The sequence below is a fragment of the Saccharomonospora azurea NA-128 genome, assembly GCF_000231055.2.
Taxonomy (GTDB): Bacteria; Actinomycetota; Actinomycetes; order Mycobacteriales; family Pseudonocardiaceae; genus Saccharomonospora; species Saccharomonospora azurea.
In genome coordinates, this window is record NZ_CM001466.1 from 4,531,204 (window position 1) to 4,549,606 (window position 18,403).

The window sequence follows — 18,403 nt, forward strand, 5'->3', positions numbered from 1 at the left end:
GTCGCGGGCTTCGTCCGTCTCGCGACCTTCGTCAGGTGGCCGACGGGCTCAGTCGCCGCGGTCGTCACGACCGGCGTGCGCGAACCCGGCGAGCTCGACCCGGCTGTTGATGCCGAGTTTGCGGAACTTCTTGCGCAGGTGGTAGTTCACTGTGGACGAGGAGAGGAAGACCTGCTTGGCGATCTGCCGGTTGGTCAGCCCCTGACTCACCAGCGTGGCGATGGTGCGCTCGGTGTCGTCGAGGCAGTCCCAGCCCGAGTCGTCCGAGGTGGTGCTCGGGGCCGGTCTCTTGTACACCCCGAGCTCGCGGAGTTTGCTGCGCAGCCGGGCGGCGTCGTGCCGGCAGCCGATGCGCTCGAACCGGCGTAGCGCGTCTTCGAGCGGCAGGGTGGCATCACCCGGGGCGCCGGTCCGTGCCAGCAGCGTGCCCAGGTCCTCGGCCGCCCACGCCGCCGCCCACGGGTCGCGGTGCTCCGCGACTGCCTGCCGAAGTGCGGCGGCATCGGCGTCGAGCAGCCCCTGTGCGTGCCGGGCCGCGGTGCCGAGCAGCGTGAACCCCGGGTTGTCGTCGCTGAGCGAGCACAGCACGTCGAAGAGCGTGTGCGCCAGCTCGCGTTCGCCGAGCCGCAATGCCAGCCGGATCAGCCACGGCCCCGCACCCGGTTCCGCGACGAAGAGACCGCGTCGTGTGGTCAGCTCGGTGCGGTAGCGGCGCAGGGCCTCGGCGGCCGCGCTGTGCTCGCCGTGCCGGGCGTGGATGACCTGCAGCTCGATCCATTCGAGCGGGGCCCGGTAGAAACCGACACCGTCGCGGGCGGCCGCGGCGAACTCCTCCACGTGTCCGGCCGCCGCGATGGGATCACCTCCGCGGAGCGAGGCCAGCGCCAGCACGGCCAATGCGCGCGGCTGGAGCAGGAAGGTCCCGGTGTTGCGCACGGTACGCAGTGCGTCCCGGGCCAGCTCCTGTGCCTCGGGCACCCGCCCGGTGTGCAGGAGGAGTTCCGCCCGCACCAGCTTCGGCGCTGCGGCCTGGCCCGCCAGCCCGTACCGGTCGATCTCGGCGTCGAGGTCGCGGATCACCGCCTCGGCCTCGGCGGACTCCCGCAGATCCACCAACTTCTCGGCGAGTGCGAGCTTCGGCTGGGGGCGCCACACGGGCGGCGTACCGTGCGACACGGCCGCCACCGCGTTGCGGGCGACGGTCAGCGCCTCGCCCAACACGCCGCGTTCCCACAGCACGTTGGCCAGCACCGTCCCGGCCAGCATCGAACCGACGCCGCCCGAGCCGGCCGCGAGGATGCGCCGAGCCTCCGCCTCCGAGCCCGCGCCTTCCCGCACGAACGCGCCGTAGATCTTGGCCGCCGTGGCGGTCTGCCGCACCACCGTGGGTGCCGCGCGTTCCTCCAGCGTGGCCTCCGCTTCGTCGGTGACCTCCGTGGTCTGCCCGCTCATCAGCAGCAGGTTGGCCAGCGTGGAGCGAAGCTCGGCGTTCGTCTCGGGATCGAGGGGCCGCGCCAGCGTGCACCGCGCCAGTTCCGCGGCTTCGGACATGCGGCCCGCCGCCATCAGCGTGTTCACGGCCGTGCGTACGCGTTCCACGTAGGCGTCGTCGTCCTCGCCGGTCAACCGGAGCACACCCAGCGCGAGTTCGGCCGCCCGCGCGGGCTGGTCGCGGGCCAGGCGCCGGGCGAGGTCGGTCATCGCTTCCAACACCGGTTCGTCGCCCGTGTCCGCGGCACGGAGAAGGTGGGTGGCCGCGGCGTCCCGCGCCTCGGGAGAGTCCCGCAGCAGCAGGCCCGCGTCCCTCAGGATGGCGCGGCGCACGGTCTGCGCCAGCTCGTCGGCGAGGGTGCGCACCACGAGTTGCTGGGCTGCGACGAGGCGGTGGTCCTCCGAGCGGAGCAGCTCCGAGTCGAGCGCCTCCTGGAGAACGTCGAGCAGTTCCGTGGAGCTCTCGCCGAGCAGCGAGGCCAACTGGTACACGCGCAGGGGTGTGTCGACGACACTCATCACGGTCAGCATCCGGCGGCACCGGTCGGACAGGCGGGCCAGCCGCACGGCGGCGAGTGAGCGCACCCGGTGCGGAACTCGCTCGGGGCTGGCCGAGGCGGTGGTCTCACCGACGTCGATCAGCCCCTCGTCGCGCAGACCGCCGAGCAACGCGTCGACCAGCTCGGGGTTGCCTCCCGTGCTCACCAGCATGCTCTGGAGGCCGGGGCAGGGCGGTGCTCCGAACCGTTCGGTGGCCAACGACGTGACCACTGTCTCCGGCAGCGGTTCGAGCCGCAGGTGCACCTGCGGGTACGGCGTGCTGTGCAGCAGACCCTGCAGTCTTGTTCCTTCCCCGCGTGCCAGGCGCGCCGTGCACCGGGTGAGGACGAGCAGCGCACCGCGTTCGGTGCTGCCCGCGAGGATGTCGAGGCATTCCCCGATGATTCGATCGTCGACGCGGTCGGCGTCGTCGCACATCACGAGCATGGGTGCCCGTTGCGGAGCATGGCCCACCAGAGTCGGCAACGTCGTCTCGGGCAGGTGCCCATGGTCCCAGTCCAGGGACGAGATGTGAGTCTGTTTCGGACCCACGACGACGCGGAGATCACCGCCCACCGGGCTGTACTGTCTGGGCACCGCGTGGTGGCGGGACAGCATCGGTTGGCGGACGCCGAAACCGACGCGATGAGCGTGCTGGAGCAGTCTGCCGAGCATCGATGTCTTGCCGGAGCCCGGAGGCCCGTCCACGACGGCGATCATCGTGTGGCCTTCGGAAACGTGGGCGAGAGCGTCGGTCAGCCGACCCCACTCACCTTCCCGTCCCCTTGGGGCCGTGGACGACGGTCCCGGGTGCCTGGACGATTCGGTCTCTGTGGAGCCTTGTGCCGTTCTCCCATCCAACAACTGAGATTCCCCCTCGATCCGCCGTGGTGCGGTGACGGCCGGACGACACGGCCCGGCCCGGACACGATCCCGTCGAGCAAACCCCCCGATTGGCCGGACGATCGGTCGTGCAGCACTGCGCCGACGTCCCGGCCACGAAATGAGCAGTGGTCCCGTGGCCGGAACGCCGTTGCCGCACGCTGCCCTCGAAGGCTGCAGATGCCCGCGCGGCGTTCAGGCCACGGAAGCGCCGTTTCACAGAGCAGGAGTGAGCTCGTGCGCTGTGAGTCGCAACGTGTTTACAGTGGCGCGGGCGGTGTCGAAGAAGAGTAGGTCGTTCATCAGAAGGAAACCTGGTTCATGTTGGGTCGCTTCCATGCCTTTGTCCGAGAGCGTCGCCGTGAGTGTAAACGTCAGCCTTCCCTGCTCGTCCTCGCCGATCTCGTTCGTAATTGTTTCCAACACCGGGCTGTTCAACTGTTGAAACACGATCCGGTCCGATTTGTGCGGATGAACGTGCTCCCGTACCTCCATTTGGTGGCGCAGTTCAATCTCCCGGACGAACGATCCGTCGTCGAATCGTTCGAGCACCGCGCACCGTGTGATGGACGGCACGTAGTACACCGGGTTCGCCGCCTTCTCCAGCAGCTTCGACCACAACAGGTCGCGCTCGATGGGACGGGCGCTGTCCGGATCGTTGACGAGTACGGTGTGACTGAAGGTCACCATCTGACGACGTCCTCTCCTCAACGGAGCCGATCATCCCGGCGGTGTTGCCGGGACCGGCGCTTGTTCACGCCTACCGAGATTGCCGTCCCCTCAGGTGTTCCGATATCACTTGTTCACGCCATTAGCCCGGCGGGTGGAGGATCGCGCGGGCCCGCTCCTTGGGGGGAAGTCGCATGAGCAGGAGGACCGCACGACGTGCTGCGCTGGACGCCGTGCTCGCCGCCGTGCCCTCGGCCGCAGCGGGTCGCGGGCACGCGGTCGTGGTGTCCGGGCCGCCCGGCATCGGTAAGACGCGACTGTTGTCCCTCGCCCGCGAGAGCGGGCACGAGGCGGGGTTGACCGTCGTGCACGGGCACGCCTCCGAACTCGACCGGGTGGCACCGCTGTCGGCGTTGCTGCACGCACTTCGACGCGCGGATCCTCCTTTGCTCTCCGGCCCGGAAGTGACGGACATGGCCGAATTCGCGCGCGATTCCGCCAACCGGCTGTGGCTGATTCATCGAATAGGCGAACGTCTCGAGGAACGTTCGGCCGAACGGCCGGTCCTCGTGCTTTTCGACGACGCCCAATGGGTCGACGAGGTCACCGCGTACGCTCTCCGAGTTCTCGTGCCGTCCATGGCGCACAATCCGGTGTCCTGGTTGATCGCCTGCCGACCCGAGACGAATCCGGGTCCCGGATCGGCCACTGTGGACTGGTTGTTGCGCGACGGTGCCGAGTCCGTCCGCCTCGCACCCCTGGACGCCACCGAGATCGCGCAAATGTGCCGGGAGGAACTCGGCGTGGAACCCGGCCCCGAGGTGCTGTCGCTCGCGCAGCGCACCGGCGGGAATCCGCTGCTGTTGACCGAACTGCTCGACGCGATGCGGGAGGCCGAGGGCGCCGAGCTCGGCGACGGCATCGCCGGCCTGGTCTCGGGTCCACTGCCGAACGCGTTCGTCGAGGCGGTGTCGCACCGGCTCCGCAACCTCTCTCCCACGACCCGACGGCTGCTCGACATCGCCGCCGTGTTCGGCAAACCGATCACCGTGCACGACGCCGCCGCGCTCGGAGCCGGGTCGCCACTCGAACTCGTCGACAGTGTGCGCGAGGGAGTGGAACTGGGGATCCTGTCCGGTGACAGTGCCCAGCTGTGCTTCCGCCAGCAACTCGTCCGGGAGGTGCTGTACCGGCACCTGCCCGAGGTCACCCGCCGGATGCTGCACCGGGAGGCCGCCACCCGGCTCAACCTCCAGGGCCGGTCGGTGGAGGCCGCCGAGCACCTGCTCTCCAGCGCGCTGCCCGGGGACCGCCAGGCCGTGGAGGCGTTGCTCGGCGTCCTCACCACGGTGATCGCCACCGCCCCGAACGCCGCCGCCGACCTCCTGCTGCGCACACTCGACCTGCTCGGCGAGCACGAACCGAGCCGCGCCAAGCTGACGGCCCACGCGGTCCACGCGCTCACCGCCGCCGGACGGGTCACCGAGGCCCGTCGTCTCGGCGAACGCGCGGTGGCGACCCGGATGCTGGGCGACTTCGACGCGGCCGTGCACCTGGGCCTCGCCGAAGCCGCCAAGCACGCGGGTGACGACCGGGGCGCGCTCGACCACATCGAGCGGGCGTTGGCCGCTGAACCCGCGTTGCCGATGCGCGCGCGTCTGCTCGCCTTGCGCGCGCACGCCTGCCTCTACGTCGACGACTTCGACGGCACCCAGGCGGCGGGCAAGGAGGCGGTGACGCTCGGTCGTTCGGTGGTGTCCGCACCGGCGCGGGGCGGACGCTCCGGTGACACGCGCACCGAGGCGGCGCCCGACGCCGCCGTGTTCGCGGGAGCGGCGCTGAGCGTCGTCGCGGCCGCGGCGGGCGATCTCGACCGCGGTCTGGAGGAGGCCGACGTCGCCGTGGCGCTCGCCGACGCCGAGGGCGGCCAGGCGCGGCACCGGCATCCTCGACTGTGGCTGGCCCGGGTGCTGCTGTGGAGCGACCGCTTCGCGGAGGCCGAGGCCGTCCTCGAAGTCGGTCAGCGGGAGGCCGAGGCGCTGGGAACGGGCTGGTCGATGCCGCTGTGGCACTGCTACCGGGCCGAGCTGCGACTCGCCGTGGGCAGGCTCGACGACGCCGCCACCGAAGCGGAGGCCGGCCTGCGGGTGGCCGCCGAGCTGGACGCCCTCGCGCTGACCGCGTCGTTGGAGGCCGTTCTCGTCCAGGCCGCGCTGTGGAGGGGCCGCGGTTCCGATGCCCGTGCGGCGCTGCGGCGCGGACTCGACCAGCGCGAACGGGGCATCGGCATGCTGGCCGAGGACCTGACCTGGGAACAGGCGCTGGTGGCCGTCGACGCGGGCGACGACAAGACTGCTCTGCGGGTGTTGTCGGATCTGCTCGACCGGCTCCCCGGACGCGCCCTGCTGCTCGTCGAGGAACCGACGGCGGCGCCGCGACTGGTGCGGCTCGCGCTGGCCGAGGGTGACACCGACCTCGCGGACCGGGTGGTCGACGCGGCCGCGATTGTCGCCGACCGCAACCCCCGGGTGCGGTCGTTCACCGCGGCTGCCCGGCATGCCGAGGGGCTGCGCGACGACGCACGGGCCACCCTGGCCGAGGCCGCCGACCTGTTCGACGACAGCGGCCGCCCGCTGGCCGCCGCGTGGGCGCTGGAGGATGTCGCGGCCGTGGCCGCCCGTGCCGGAGACCGTGCGGGCGCGGTGCGCGCGCTGGAACGAGCACAGACGTTGACCGCGCGATGCGGAGCCGACCGCGAGACCACCCGCCTCCACCAGACGCTGCGGACGCTGGGGGAGAAGGGCCGGAGCGCTCGCGCGACCGGCGCCGCCACGGGCTGGGCGGCACTGACCGAGTCCGAACTACGCGTCGCCCGGTTGGTCGCCGAGGGGTTGACCAACCGCGCGACCGCCCGCAGCCTCTTCCTCTCCCCTCACACGGTGGACACCCACCTCCGGCACATCTACGCCAAACTCGGCGTCTCCAGCCGGGTCGAGCTCGTCCGGCTGGCGCTGCGCCACGAAGGCGGAGGCAATCACGAGAAGACGTGATGCCCTCGGCCGCTCCAGCCGACCAGACTGGCCCCGTGCGCACGCCGTGTGCGTTCGAGGACACAGAAGGATGGAGTATGAGCCGCGACGTTCAACCACTGTCCGTGCGGCGGGACCGGGCGAGTGCACGCAGCCCCTGGCTGCCTTTCTCGATGCTCGCGGTGATCGAGTTCATCACCGTGCTGGACGCGTCGATCGTCAACGTCGCGTTGCCGTCGATCGAGGCGGAGTTCGGGTTCACCCCGCAGGCCCTGGCCTGGGTGGTCGACGCCTACCTCCTCGCCTACGCGGGCTTCCTGCTGCTCGGCGGCCGCGCGGCCGACGTTCTCGGACGCCGCCGGATGTACTTCGCCGGTCTCGCGTTGTTCACCGTCAGTTCCCTTGTCTGCGGGATCTCCCAGGACGCGGCGCAACTGCTGATCGGGCGCGGTTTCCAAGGACTCGGTGCCGCGCTGGTCGCACCGGCCGCGCTCGCTTTGATCGGCGACCTCTTCACGGTCGAGTCGGACCGTAACCGGGCGCTGGGCATCTGGGGCAGCATGGCCGGTATCGGCGGTGCGGCGGGCATGGTCCTCGGCGGACTGCTCACCACGGCGGACTGGCGCTGGACCTTCCTGATCAACGTGCCGATCGGCATCGGGGTGTTCATCGCGAGCTCGAGGCTGCTGCCGAAGATCGGCCGCACCACCACGAGCAGGCTCGACCTGTTCGGCGCGTTGCTCGGCACCAGCGGTCTCTGCGTGTTGCTGCTCGCCATCACCCGCGCCCAGGACATCGGCTGGTTGTCCGGGCAGAGCCTCACGTCGTTCGCCGTCGCCCTCGTGCTGCTCGGTGCGTTCGTGGTCCGGCAGCTCACCGCCGCCGAACCGCTGCTGCCCACGCACCTGTTCCGGCGTCCCTCACTCGCCCTCGGCAACGTCGTCATCGCCCTGGTGGGTGTGCTGCTGTTCGCGACGTTCTTCGTGGTCACCCTCTACATGCAGCGCGTGCGCGGGTTCAGCCCGCTGACCACCGGCCTGCTGTATCTGCCCATCAACGCGTCGATGTGGCTGGGCTCGTGGCTGGCTCCGAGGGTGATCGGGGCACTGTCGCCCAGCGGGTCGTTGGCGGCCGGACTCTTCCTGCAGGGCGCCGGGCTGGCGTGGTGGACGAGCGTGTTGACGGTCGACGGGAACTTCGTGTTCACCTTCCTCGTGCCCGCGATGCTCTGGTGCTTCGGGCTGGGCCTGTCGATCGTCTCGGCGTTCGTGGTGTGCACCAGTGGGGTCGACGCGGAGGTGCGCGGCGCCGCGTCGGGACTGGCCACGACGACCTACCAGTCCGGCGGCGCGATCGGTCTCGCCGTGTTGGTGGCGGTGGCCGACAGTCGCACCGGAGAGCTGCTGGCCGGACCGGCTGGGGAGCGTCCGTCCGAGGCGGCCGCGCTCGTCTCCGGATACAGCGCGAGCCTGCTCGTCGGCGTGGTCGTCGCGGCCGTCGGCGTCGCGCTCGCTCTTCTCGCCCGGCGACTGACCTCGGCGACTCCCGCCGCACCGGAGACCGCCACTCAGTGAGCGGGCCCGACGGCCTGCCCGACTCCCCGGAACCGACCGCACCCGCGTGGGACCCCTCCGCGCGGTGACCCGGAAGGCGCTCGCGCGCCGTGACCCGAGCCGCGCCCGCGCGGCCGAGACTGAGGAGTTCTTCCATGAACGAACAGACGACGTCGGTGGTGGTGGTCGGAGCGGGCCCTGTCGGGTGCACCCTCGCGCTGGAGCTGGCGAGGCACGGTGTGCACTGCACGGTCGTGGAGCGTACGACCGAGTCGACACCGCATCCGAAGATGGACTTCCTCAACGCCCGCAGCATGGAATTGCTCCGCCGCCTCGGGGTGTCCGACGCGATCCGCGAGGAGGGAGTGGGGGCGCAGCACCCGTTCGACTTCCACTGGATCGACCGGCTCGGCACGCCACCGATCACGGTCTGGCGGTATCCGTCAGTGTCCGGGATGCGGGAGCGCTACCGGGAACACAACGACGGCTCGGCGCCGTGGGAGCCCTACCAGCGGTTGCAGGGCTCGTTGCTGGAGCGCCTCCTGCGGGAACGGGTCCGTGCGCTGCCCGAGGCCGAGGTGCACGAGGGCACGCGGGTCACCTCGCTCACGCAGGACGCCGACGGGGTGGAGCTGCGGCTGGTCGACGAGCAGGGGCGTTCCCGTTCCGTGCGCGCCTCCTACGTCGTCGGGTGTGACGGCGCGGGCAGTGTGGTGCGCAGGAGCATCGGCATCGATTCGCCGTCGATCGCGCCACCCGCGCCGCAGCGCGACGTGTACTTCCGCAGCGCCGACCCGAGGCTGCGCGAACACGGCCGGTTCTTCCTCGGGATCGCGGGCCGCGGGCTGGTCCTGGTGTCCCGCGACGAACGCGACACCTGGACGGCGTCGTTGCCCCGCACCACCGACGCGCACGACGACACCGATCCGGTCGACGACATCCGCTCCCGCGTCGGAGTCGACCTCCGGATCGACGAGGTCATCAACGTGGTCGACTGGGAGGGCACGCTGGCCGTGGCCGAGCGCTACCGCAGCGGCCGCGTGTTCCTGGCGGGCGACGCGGCACACCAGTTCTTCCCCACCGGCGGGCACGGCGCCAACACGGGCATCGCGGACGCGGTGGACCTCGGCTGGAAACTCGCCGCCGTGATCCGCGGCTGGGGCGGACCGCGGCTCCTCGACAGCTACGAGCCGGAACGCAGGCCGGTGGCCGTGTTCAACCGCGAGATGAGCGCGAACCTGCTCGACGTCTGGCGGCGCTACTTCACCCTGTTCGGCTCCGGTGTCTCGTCCGCACACCTCGCCGGCTACCTGGAGCAGCAGAGCTTCCAGATCGACAACGTGGGTATCCACTTCGGCTACCGCTACGCGGATTCTCCCGTCGTCCACGCCGACGACGGCACGCCTCCGCGCTGGACGTGGCGCGGCATCGTGCCGACGACCTGGCCGGGATGCCGCGCGCCCAGCGTCCGTCTCGCGGACGGGACGGAGTTGTTCGACCTGCTCTCCACGGGATACACCCTCGTGGACTTCACGGAGGAGGGTGCGGGCAAGCCGTTGGTCGACGACGCGACCCGAGCGGGCATACCGATGGTCCACCTTCCCTGCGCGGACGACCACGCCCGCACAGTGTGGGAGCGCGACCTGGTGCTCGTGCGCCCGGACCAGCACGTGGCCTGGCGGGCGAGTGGGGCGCCCGACGACTGGGACGCGGTGTTGCGGCGTGTCACGGGACGACACCGATGATCACGGTGCGTGCTTGACTGTGCGAAGTAGTCACTCGATCGAGTCACTACTCCTCGTTTGGTGAAATCGTGGAGTAGTCAACAGCAATCGGTCGTCCGGAGTCGACCAGGCACCGGCCCGTTGCCGCATTACTGGCAGTTGTCACCCGATAGGGCTACAGGTGAGCATGATCGCGTTGTGCGTGATCTCAAGCCTGGAGGGTGCTTGTGCTGCGGAAAGTGTCACGAAGAAGACTGTTGTTGACTGCGGGCGCGACGGCGGCCGCCGCCCCGTTGGCGGCCGCCGCACCCGCACTGGCGACGAGCTGGCCGCACTCCCCGTCGACCGGTCCCGCCGGTCCCCGCGTTCGCCCGTTCGAGGTAAGCCGCGGCGACACGCGGTATCCCTCACTGGTCCGAGGCGTGAACGCGCGATTCGTCGGCGATCCCGACGCCGTGGTCATCGCCACGCGGACCGAACACGTGGTGAGCGCGGTCCAGCAGGCGGTCGACGCGGGACGCCGGATCAGCGTGCGTTCCGGGGGACACTGCTACGAGAACTTCGTCTTCCGGCCGGAGATCGACACCGTCATCGACGTGTCGCGAATGGACCAGGTCTCGTTCGACGAGGAGCGGCGCGCCTTCGCCGTCCGGCCCGGCGCCCTGCTCGGTCGCATCTACGAGACGCTCTTCCGCGGCTGGGGCGTCACCCTGCCGGGAGGCTCGTGCCCCGACGTGGGCGCGGGCGGACATTTCGCGGGCGGCGGGTACGGACCGCTGTCCCGCCGCTTCGGGCTGACGATCGACCACCTCGAGGCGGTGGAGGTCGTCGTCGTGGACGGCAGCGGCAAGGCGAAAGCCGTCGTCGCCACCCGCGACCCCGACGACCCCCACCACGAGCTGTGGTGGGCCCACACGGGCGGCGGTGGCGGCAACTTCGGCATCGTCACCACCTACTGGTTCCGCAGCTCCGGAGTGGGCCCGGACGCCGCGCCCGGCGACATGCTGCCGAGGCCGCCCGCCGAGATGCTGGTCAGCAGCGTCACCTTCGACTGGAGCTCCTTGTCCTCGTCGTCGTTCCAGGCCCTCGTCGCCAACTACGGCGAGTGGTGCGCGCAGCACTCCGGTGCCGACGACCCCTACGCCACGCTGTTCAGCCAGCTCCAGCTCGCTCCCGCAGCGGCGGGCTCGTTCACGCTGACCACCCAACTGGAGGCGGGCGCGCAGGCGACCGCGCGGCTCGACGACTTCCTCGCCGCCGTGACCGGGTCCGTGCCGCACGTCGAAACCGACCGGCGCGTGTTGCCCTGGATGCACACCACCACGGGCTGGCCGGGCTTCAGCGGTGGCGACCGCACCACCCGCTTCAAGGCGAAGTCGGCGTACCACCGCACGGGCTTCACGTCCGCGCAGACCGAGGCGTTGTACCGCAATCTCGCGGACTTCGGTTACCCGGGCGCGCTGATCATGCTGACCACGTTCGGCGGCGCGGTCAACACGGTCGACGAGGCGGCCACCGCGTCGGCGCACCGCGATTCCGTACTCAAGCCGCACTACATCGGCTTCTGGACCGACCCGGAACAGGACGCGGAGCAGTTCGGCCGGCTGCGCACGCTCTACCGCGACGTCTACGCCGACACGGGAGGCGTGCCGGTGCCGGACGAGCGCACCGACGGATGTTTCATCAACTACGCCGACGCCGATCTGGCCGACCCGGAACAGAACGCCTCCGGTGTCCCGTGGTCGACGCTGTACTACAAGGGCAACTACCCGCAGCTGCAGAGGGCGAAGAGGACCTACGACCCGGGCAACGTGTTCACCCACGCCCTGGGCATTCGGCCGTGACCGGATCCCGTATTCACGCGATGGCACGACCTCACCGCGCCCACGACGATGACGGTAACCGCTGACCTCTAGGGAAGGAATCGACGTTGACACGGTTCGCAGGGAAGGCCGCACTCGTCACCGGGGGTGGCTCGGGCATCGGCCGCGCCATCGCCATCGCACTGGCGAAGGAGGGCGCCGCCGTCGCGGTGACCGGCCGGGACAAGGACAAGCTGGCGGCGACGGTCGGCATCATCCAGGACAGCGGCGGCACCGCGATCGCGGTTCCCGCCGACGTCACGATCGCGAGTGACGCCGCCGCGATGGTGGAGGCCACCGTGCGTGAGCTCGGCGGTCTGCACATCGCGGTCAACTCGGCAGGCGTACTGCCGCCGGGCGGCCAGGTCGCCGACATCTCCGAGGACAGCTGGCACGCCGCCATGGCGAACCTGAACGGCACCTGGCTGTCGATGAAGTACGAAATCTCGCACATGCGGGACAACGGCGGCGGGGCGATCGTCAACCTGTCCTCCGCCATCGGCTCGCAGATGACGATGCCGTACACCGGCGCCTACGCCGCCTCGAAGGCCGGGGTCAGCGTGCTGACCCGGACGGCGGCCAAGGAGTACATCAGCGCCGGCATCCGCGTGAACGCGGTCAGCCCGGGGCCGGTCGAGACGCCCATGTCGCTGCTGCCCGGCGAGACCGAGGCCGACCGCGCCGCTCGCCTCGCCGGTGCGCTGCCGATCGGCCGCGCGGCGACCGTGGAGGAGGTGGCCTCCGCGGTGCTGTGGCTGGCCGCGGACGAGTCCGGGTTCACCGTGGGCCACGACCTCGTGCTCGATGGCGCCGCGAGCAACTAGCACCACCGGCGGCAGCCGATGCGCCAAGAGTCACCCATCCGGCTCTCCCGCATCGGCTGTCGCTTTTTCGGCCGTCCACAGTAGATTCCTCGCGGCGGGTGACGAACCCGTGTAGCGGTCGTCCTCACCGGGTACTACACCGCGGATGTGGGCTTCCACCGTCGGTTCTCTGTTGGGCGGCGTCTTCGGGACGGTCGCCAGGATCAGGCACGACAAGCCGCTGCACCCGCGCGGCACCGTCTACAACGCCGTGCTGCGGCGGGTCGGCGCGCCCGAGCCGTGGGAGGCCGAGTGGCTGGACACGCCGGGCGAGGACCACGGCCTGGTTCGCCTGTCCCGGTCGGTCGGGCTGCCGCGTCCGTTGCCCGATGTGCTCGGTCTCGCGCTCACCATCGGAGGGTCCTCCGGTGACCGCCACGACGTGCTGTTCGCGACCACCGGCCTCCGCCCGGGAGCGCGGTTCGCGCTGTTGCCCCGCCGTGACCCGTTCACCGTCCCGTACGGTTCGCTGCTGCCGTACCGGACGCCGCGGGGCCTGGTGCTGCTCGCGGCGGTGCCGACGACACGTGGCCGGTTCCGCCTGCTCGCCGCCGCGCCGGCGGGGCGGTGGCGGGAGTTCGCGACACTCGACCTGACCGCACGCCCCGGTCCGGACGAGGCGATCCGCTTCGACCCGGTCCTCCACCCGCCGCCGGGGCTGTCCTGGCCACCCGCGTTGGCGCGCCTCCGCGAGCCCGCGTACGCGGCCGCGCGGCGGGTGTGAGCCTCACCCCGGCTGGTCGCGGGGGCAGTGGTAGGCCGTGCGCCCGCCCACGGTGCCGGTGACCACCGGGGTGCCGCAGTCGCGGCAGTGTTCCTGCTTGTAGACCTTCCGCGCCTCGGCCTCGGGGATCGACGCGCGGTCGGCGACGTCCACCGTGACGATGCGTCCGTCCTCCACCGCCTGCGCCATCATCCGCCGCAGCTCCGCCCACAGTGCCCGGGCCTCGTCGGTGGTCAACTCCCGGCACGGCCGGGTTGGAGCGATGCCGACGGCGTGCAGGGCTTCGCTGCGGAAGACGTTGCCGACGCCGGAGACCACGGACTGGTCGAGTAGGGCCGCGCCGATGGCTCCGGGTGCGTCGCGCAGCGCGGTGGCGGCGGCCTCGTCGTCGGCGTCCGAGCGGAGTGGGTCGGGCCCCAACTCGCGCACCAGGGCCCGCGCGGCCTGCTTCGTCAGGAGCTCGCAGCGTGACGGCGCGATGAGGTCCCAGGCCACGGACTCGGTCGCCAGGCGCAGCCGCACCTGAGGCAGTGCCGGGCCGGTCGGGGGCGCGAAGCGGAGCCACTTTCCCCGCATGCCGAGGTGGACGTGGATCTCGTCGTCGGAGGAGAGCCCGACGAACAGGTGCTTGCCGTGGGCGTCGGTGCGCCGCAGCACCGCGCCGTCCACGCGCTCGGCCTCGGTGGTGAAGCGGCCCTGGGGCGAACTCACCGACAGGCGGCGCCCGTCGAGGTCCGCGGCCAGCTCACGGGCCAACCGGTGAACGACGTGTCCCTCGGGCACCGCGAGCTCCTCCGCTCACGTGCGCGGAGTCTTCTCCGGGCGCAGGAAGGCCGCCGTGTCGAAGTACGTGGCGAACCGGCGGATGCGGTCCTGGTCGTCGAAGTTCAGCAACGAGACCCCGCTGTATTCGATCGCCCGGCCGTTGGCGAGCGTGCCGCGCGAGACCCATTCGAGCTCGCCCCGGTCGCCGGACTCCGCCACCCGGACGAACTCGGTGGAGATCGTCGAGAACGGCGAGCGGTATCGCTCCCAGAACCGCGCGACGTCGGTGGCCTCGTCGTCACTGGTGACCACCTGCGGCCTCAGGAGTTCCGGATGCGGCCCGAACAGCTCCCGCAGCTGCGCGCTGTCCCCGGTCTCCTCCAGGGTCCGCAGCGCGGTGGCGAAACGGTCGGCCCGTGCGTGCGCGCTCGTCATCCCGCGGACATACCCGTGGGGTCCCGGGTGAAACAGCGCGCTGTCAGTAGGTGAGCCCGTGTCCGAACGGATAGTCCTCACCCAGGCTGACCGGGAGCGTGCCGCCGGGCTGCTCGCCGAACACGACGTCCAGGCCGGCCAGGACCGCGCTGCGCGAGGGCGATCCCCACAGGTCGACGGCGTAGGTCGCGACGGCGCCGTCGACGTCGCCGTAGTCGGCGATCTCGTAGGGGAGCCCGAGCGACAACACGACGACGGGCGTGTCGGTCGCCGCCAGCGCCGTCACGAGCGCGGTCTGCTGGGGAGGCGAGGTGGCTTTCGAGAACGTCCCGACGAGCACGGCGTCGGCCGTCTCGGCAGCCTCCACCACCTCGGCGATCTGCGCGTCGGTCGGTTGACCGGCGAGGTCCCAGCCGTGGTCGACGACGGTCGCGTCGGTGCGGGCCTCGGTCTCGGACACCAGGTCCGGCAGTTGGTCGGCCGTTCCGCCGTGGGTGGCGCCGGTGACGACGATCCGCTGCGCGCCCTCCGCGCTCAGCGGGAGGGCGCCGTCGTTGGCGACCAGTGTCACCGAGTCACGGCTGATCCGTTCGGCGGCGTCCAGGTGCTCGGGCGTCCCGAACGTCGCGGTCGCACGAGCCGGGTCGACGTACCGGTCGTCGAACAGCCCGTACTCGCACTTCAGCTCGATGATCCGCTGCACGGACTCGTCCAGCCGCTTCCGCGGGATCTCGCCCGAGCGCACCGCGCCGAGGATCGCGTCGTAGGGCTCGTCGTCGCTCGCCATGATCATGTCGGCGCCCGCCTGGAACGCCATCACCGCCGCGCCGCCCATGCCCCAGCGGTCCCGGATCGCGGCCATCGACATCGAGTCGGTGACGATCAACCCGTCGAAGCCCATGTCCTCACGGAGGAGCCCGGTCAGCACCTTCTTCGACAGCGTGGCGGGCAGGTCCGGGTCGACGGCCTCCACCACCACGTGCGCCGTCATGATCGAGTCGGTGCCCGCGGCGATCGCGGCCTCGAACGGCGCCAGGTGCACCCGCTCCAGAGTCCGGCGGTCGTACGACACCGTGGGCAGGTCGGTGTGCGAGTCGAGGTTCGTGTCCCCGTGACCGGGGAAGTGCTTGGGCATCGCGATGACGCCGTGTGCCTGGTACTCGCGCACCTGCGCGGCGATCAGGTCGGACACCAGGTCCGTGTCCTCGCTGAACGACCGGACGCCGATCACCGGGTTGGTGGGGTTGGTGTTGACGTCGGCGACGGGGGCGATGTTCATCGCGAACCCGATCGCACGGGCCTCGTCTGCGGTGATCCGGGCGCTCGTGGCCGCCGCCTCGGTGTCGCGGGTCGCGCCGAGTCCCATGGGATACGGCAACGGGGTCGCCTTGCCCGGGCCGGGGCCCATGACCGAGAACCGGTGGGCCGCGCCGATCTCCATGTCCATCGTGGGCAGCACCGGGATGCCCAGGCGGGTGTCGGCCGCCCAACGCTGCAGCGTGTTGGTGTAGAGCGCGGCGTGTTCCGGACCGTGCAGTGTCCCGCCGTTGAAGTTGAACGAACCGTAGCCGCGTTCCTGGATGCGGCGCCGTTCCAACTCCGTCGGCCCGTCCTCCGTCGGCGTCGTGACCCACGGGATGAACAGCTGCCCGACCTTCTCCACGTCGGTGGCCCGCGCCGTCAGACTGCGCGCGAGGCCCTGGCACGCCGGACCCGGGATCGCCGCGGGCCCCTCGGCGTCGGCGGCCGTCGACGTCCCACCGGGCAGGGCGACGGTCGACACCATCGCCACCAGCACGGCGGTCACGATCCTGACGGTGTGTCTTCTGGCAAGCCCCGTCATCAGCGATCCCCTCGCCGCGCGTCGGATTGTCGTGCGCAAGGTAGCCCTGATCGTGGTCGGTGCACAAGACTCCGATCCGATGCCGCACCGCAATGGTCTAGGCCAGTGACGTCGTCGCGACGACGTGGGCAGGACGTCGCCGCGACGATCGTCAATCCTACCGGGACACCGCGCTCGCGACCTCGACGTCCGGCCTGGTGTCGGCCGCGCCGTCGGTCGGCGCCGCCGTGGTGGTCGCCGGGCGGTGGGTGGCGAGGAGAACCGCCACGACGACTGCCTGGATTCCGAGGATCAGCGCCTGTGCCACCGGGGCGGCGACACCCACCAGCACCATGGTCGTGTTCACCGCGAAGTGCACCGCGACGGACGCGGCGACACCGGCTCGTTCGTAGGCGCAGCAGCACAACATCGCCATCGGGATGGAGCTCGCCGCGAAGAGCACACCGCTCGGGGTCGCGAGACCGAGTTGGTTCTGGACGGTGCCGGTGACGAAGAACAGCGGCAGGTGCCACACGGCCCAGATGACGCCCAGTACCAGGCTGACCCGGACCCGGCCCAGCGACGCGCGCATCCTCGGGAACGCGGTGCCGCGCCAGCCCGGCTCCTCGGACAACGGCCCCGTGAGCAGCATGGTGAGGAAGAACGCGACGGGGCCGGCGGGGTTGCTCTCGACGACGCTCATCGCGTTGTCGAGGCTCACGGCCGGACCGCCCGCGACCTGTGCGAGGAGCGCACCTCCCAGCACGGTCGCCGACCCCAGCACCAGCAGCAGCGGCGTCCGGACGAGGACGCTGCGCCGGAACCGCACCGCGTGGTCGGGCGCGGGTTCGCCGCGCTTGGCCCGGCGGAGGCGGATGACCGCGGCGCCGATCAAGGGGCCGAAGGCTCCGAGGACGTACGGGGCGAAGCCGGGCGAGTCCGGCGCCGCTCCGCCGAGTGCGGTCGCCGTGAACCAGGCTCCCCAGCTCACGGCGAACGCGATGATCATGAACAGGATCAGATCGCCTCGATACTTCGTGGTGGTCGTCGACATGCGGGTTCTCCTTGCTGCGTCAGGGATCGAGGGAAGGGGTCAGCTGCCGGCGGTCGCGGAGAGTTCGCGGGCCAGCCAGGTGGAGACGAGCGCGAGCAGGTCGGGATCGACCGGCTCGCGTAACAGGCGGCGGTAGGACCGCAGGGTGTGCCGTGCCGGGTCGCGGCGCAGGACGTGCGTGAGGTCGGGCACGAGGTGGGTTTCGGCCCCACCGGGAACGAGCCTCGCGATTTCGTGGAGGTCGGCGGGATTCACCTGGATGTCCTTCGCGCCGGTGACGGCCAGGACGCGAGCTTTCACGGCGACGAGGTCGTCGCGGGTGTCGTGGGCGAGCATCTCCCGCATCCACCGGGCGTTGACCGGGAATCCGGCCACGCGGGCCACGTCCGTGCGGGTGTCGGCGAGCCGGGTGAGGACCCGGTTGCCGAGCGCTCCCAGGGGACGTCGGAGCAGGCGAACCGGTGCGGGGAGCCTACGGACGAGCGAGCGAGCCTGCCACCGCAGGGCATCCTCGCCGAGCCCCGCGTAGCCCGCCAGGAGGACGACGGCTCGCACGTCGTGGTCGGCGGCCAGCGACAGGGCGTGGAGTGCGCCTTCGCTGTGGCCGAGGACGCCGAGAGCGTCGGAGCGCACGGCGGGATGTGCTGTCAGCGCGCGCAGTGCGGCGGCGGCGTCGCAGCGGTTGTCGGTGAAGCCGGTGGCCTGCCACGTTCCGGGAGTCGCGCCGGCGCCGCGCCGGTCGTAGCGCAACGTGGCGATGCCCTCGGCGGCGAGGGCATCGGCCAGCGGGGGTCCGAGGTTCAGGGGGAGCCGACGGGTGTTGCCGTCGCGATCGAGGGGGCCGGAGCCGTGCAGCAGCAGGACGGTGGGGTGTGGGCCGGGTCCGGTCGGCACGGTCAGTGTTCCGGCCAGAGGGGTCCCGTCGTCCGCGGTGACCGTCAGGTCGAGGTTGGGCAACGCTTCACTCCATCTCACATCATTCTCAATGAT

The 18,403-nt window shown here is 71.1% G+C and carries 13 protein-coding genes; 6 read left to right on the forward strand and 7 right to left on the reverse strand.

Annotation, left to right across the window (positions count from 1 at the left end; translation table 11 throughout):
- Nucleotides 1-48 precede the first annotated feature (48 nt).
- Together SACAZDRAFT_RS20970 and SACAZDRAFT_RS20975 are read right to left on the reverse strand one after the other, a co-directional pair.
- Nucleotides 49-2,895: a helix-turn-helix transcriptional regulator gene (locus tag SACAZDRAFT_RS20970; protein ID WP_198283881.1), complete on the reverse strand. Its 2,847-nt coding sequence runs from the start codon at nucleotides 2,893-2,895 to the stop codon at nucleotides 49-51.
- A gap of 234 nt (nucleotides 2,896-3,129) precedes the next feature.
- A complete protein-coding gene (locus SACAZDRAFT_RS20975) occupies nucleotides 3,130-3,603 on the reverse strand; it encodes an AtaL-like protein (protein ID WP_005444998.1) in 474 nt (157 codons plus the stop codon).
- 173 nt (nucleotides 3,604-3,776) lie between these two features.
- Between SACAZDRAFT_RS20975 and SACAZDRAFT_RS20980 the strand changes: the two genes are divergently transcribed.
- From SACAZDRAFT_RS20980 to SACAZDRAFT_RS21005, 6 genes are all read left to right on the forward strand, one after another.
- Complete coding sequence (locus tag SACAZDRAFT_RS20980; protein ID WP_005445000.1) at nucleotides 3,777-6,632, forward strand: ATP-binding protein; 2,856 nt, start codon at nucleotides 3,777-3,779, stop codon at nucleotides 6,630-6,632.
- 77 nt (nucleotides 6,633-6,709) lie between these two features.
- A complete protein-coding gene (locus tag SACAZDRAFT_RS20985; RefSeq protein ID WP_005445002.1) occupies nucleotides 6,710-8,185 on the forward strand; it encodes an MFS transporter in 1,476 nt (491 codons plus the stop codon).
- Nucleotides 8,186-8,319: 134 nt separating this feature from the next.
- Nucleotides 8,320-9,909 carry an FAD-dependent monooxygenase gene (locus SACAZDRAFT_RS20990; protein WP_005445003.1) on the forward strand — a complete coding sequence of 530 codons (1,590 nt, stop codon included), beginning with the start codon at nucleotides 8,320-8,322 and terminating at the stop codon, nucleotides 9,907-9,909.
- Between the two features lie 401 nt (nucleotides 9,910-10,310).
- Entirely contained in the window at nucleotides 10,311-11,732 is a 1,422-nt protein-coding gene (locus SACAZDRAFT_RS20995; protein WP_232286315.1) for an FAD-binding oxidoreductase, read from the forward strand.
- Nucleotides 11,733-11,818: 86 nt separating this feature from the next.
- Entirely contained in the window at nucleotides 11,819-12,574 is a 756-nt protein-coding gene (locus SACAZDRAFT_RS21000) for an SDR family NAD(P)-dependent oxidoreductase (RefSeq protein ID WP_005445007.1), read from the forward strand.
- A 145-nt stretch (nucleotides 12,575-12,719) separates the two neighbouring features.
- The gene (locus SACAZDRAFT_RS21005; protein ID WP_005445008.1) at nucleotides 12,720-13,337 is read left to right on the forward strand and encodes a hypothetical protein; all 618 of its coding nucleotides are present in this window, start codon (nucleotides 12,720-12,722) and stop codon (nucleotides 13,335-13,337) included.
- Nucleotides 13,338-13,340: 3 nt separating this feature from the next.
- Here SACAZDRAFT_RS21005 and SACAZDRAFT_RS21010 read toward each other — a convergent pair whose 3' ends face one another.
- From SACAZDRAFT_RS21010 to SACAZDRAFT_RS21030, 5 genes are all read right to left on the reverse strand, one after another.
- Complete coding sequence (locus tag SACAZDRAFT_RS21010; RefSeq protein ID WP_005445010.1) at nucleotides 13,341-14,120, reverse strand: Fpg/Nei family DNA glycosylase; 780 nt, start codon at nucleotides 14,118-14,120, stop codon at nucleotides 13,341-13,343.
- Between the two features lie 15 nt (nucleotides 14,121-14,135).
- The gene (locus SACAZDRAFT_RS21015) at nucleotides 14,136-14,537 is read right to left on the reverse strand and encodes a nuclear transport factor 2 family protein (protein ID WP_005445012.1); all 402 of its coding nucleotides are present in this window, start codon (nucleotides 14,535-14,537) and stop codon (nucleotides 14,136-14,138) included.
- A 43-nt stretch (nucleotides 14,538-14,580) separates the two neighbouring features.
- Nucleotides 14,581-16,344, reverse strand: coding sequence for a glycoside hydrolase family 3 protein (locus SACAZDRAFT_RS21020; protein ID WP_232286316.1), 1,764 nt, complete (start codon nucleotides 16,342-16,344; stop codon nucleotides 14,581-14,583).
- A 193-nt stretch (nucleotides 16,345-16,537) separates the two neighbouring features.
- Nucleotides 16,538-17,413: a CPBP family intramembrane glutamic endopeptidase gene (locus SACAZDRAFT_RS21025; protein ID WP_005445014.1), complete on the reverse strand. Its 876-nt coding sequence runs from the start codon at nucleotides 17,411-17,413 to the stop codon at nucleotides 16,538-16,540.
- Between the two features lie 39 nt (nucleotides 17,414-17,452).
- Nucleotides 17,453-18,388 carry an alpha/beta hydrolase gene (locus tag SACAZDRAFT_RS21030; protein ID WP_232286317.1) on the reverse strand — a complete coding sequence of 312 codons (936 nt, stop codon included), beginning with the start codon at nucleotides 18,386-18,388 and terminating at the stop codon, nucleotides 17,453-17,455.
- Nucleotides 18,389-18,403 lie beyond the last annotated feature (15 nt).

What these genes read in the sequence shown, in the direction of transcription:
- SACAZDRAFT_RS21025 (WP_005445014.1), bottom strand. Translation starts at nt 17,413, where the DNA reads ATGTCGACGACCACCACGAAGTATCGAGGCGATCTGATCCTGTTCATG.
- SACAZDRAFT_RS20975 (WP_005444998.1), bottom strand. Translation starts at nt 3,603, where the DNA reads ATGGTGACCTTCAGTCACACCGTACTCGTCAACGATCCGGACAGCGCC.
- SACAZDRAFT_RS20985 (WP_005445002.1), top strand. Translation starts at nt 6,710, where the DNA reads ATGAGCCGCGACGTTCAACCACTGTCCGTGCGGCGGGACCGGGCGAGT.
- SACAZDRAFT_RS21005 (WP_005445008.1), top strand. Translation starts at nt 12,720, where the DNA reads ATGTGGGCTTCCACCGTCGGTTCTCTGTTGGGCGGCGTCTTCGGGACG.
- SACAZDRAFT_RS20990 (WP_005445003.1), top strand. Translation starts at nt 8,320, where the DNA reads ATGAACGAACAGACGACGTCGGTGGTGGTGGTCGGAGCGGGCCCTGTC.
- SACAZDRAFT_RS20980 (WP_005445000.1), top strand. Translation starts at nt 3,777, where the DNA reads ATGAGCAGGAGGACCGCACGACGTGCTGCGCTGGACGCCGTGCTCGCC.
- SACAZDRAFT_RS21015 (WP_005445012.1), bottom strand. Translation starts at nt 14,537, where the DNA reads ATGACGAGCGCGCACGCACGGGCCGACCGTTTCGCCACCGCGCTGCGG.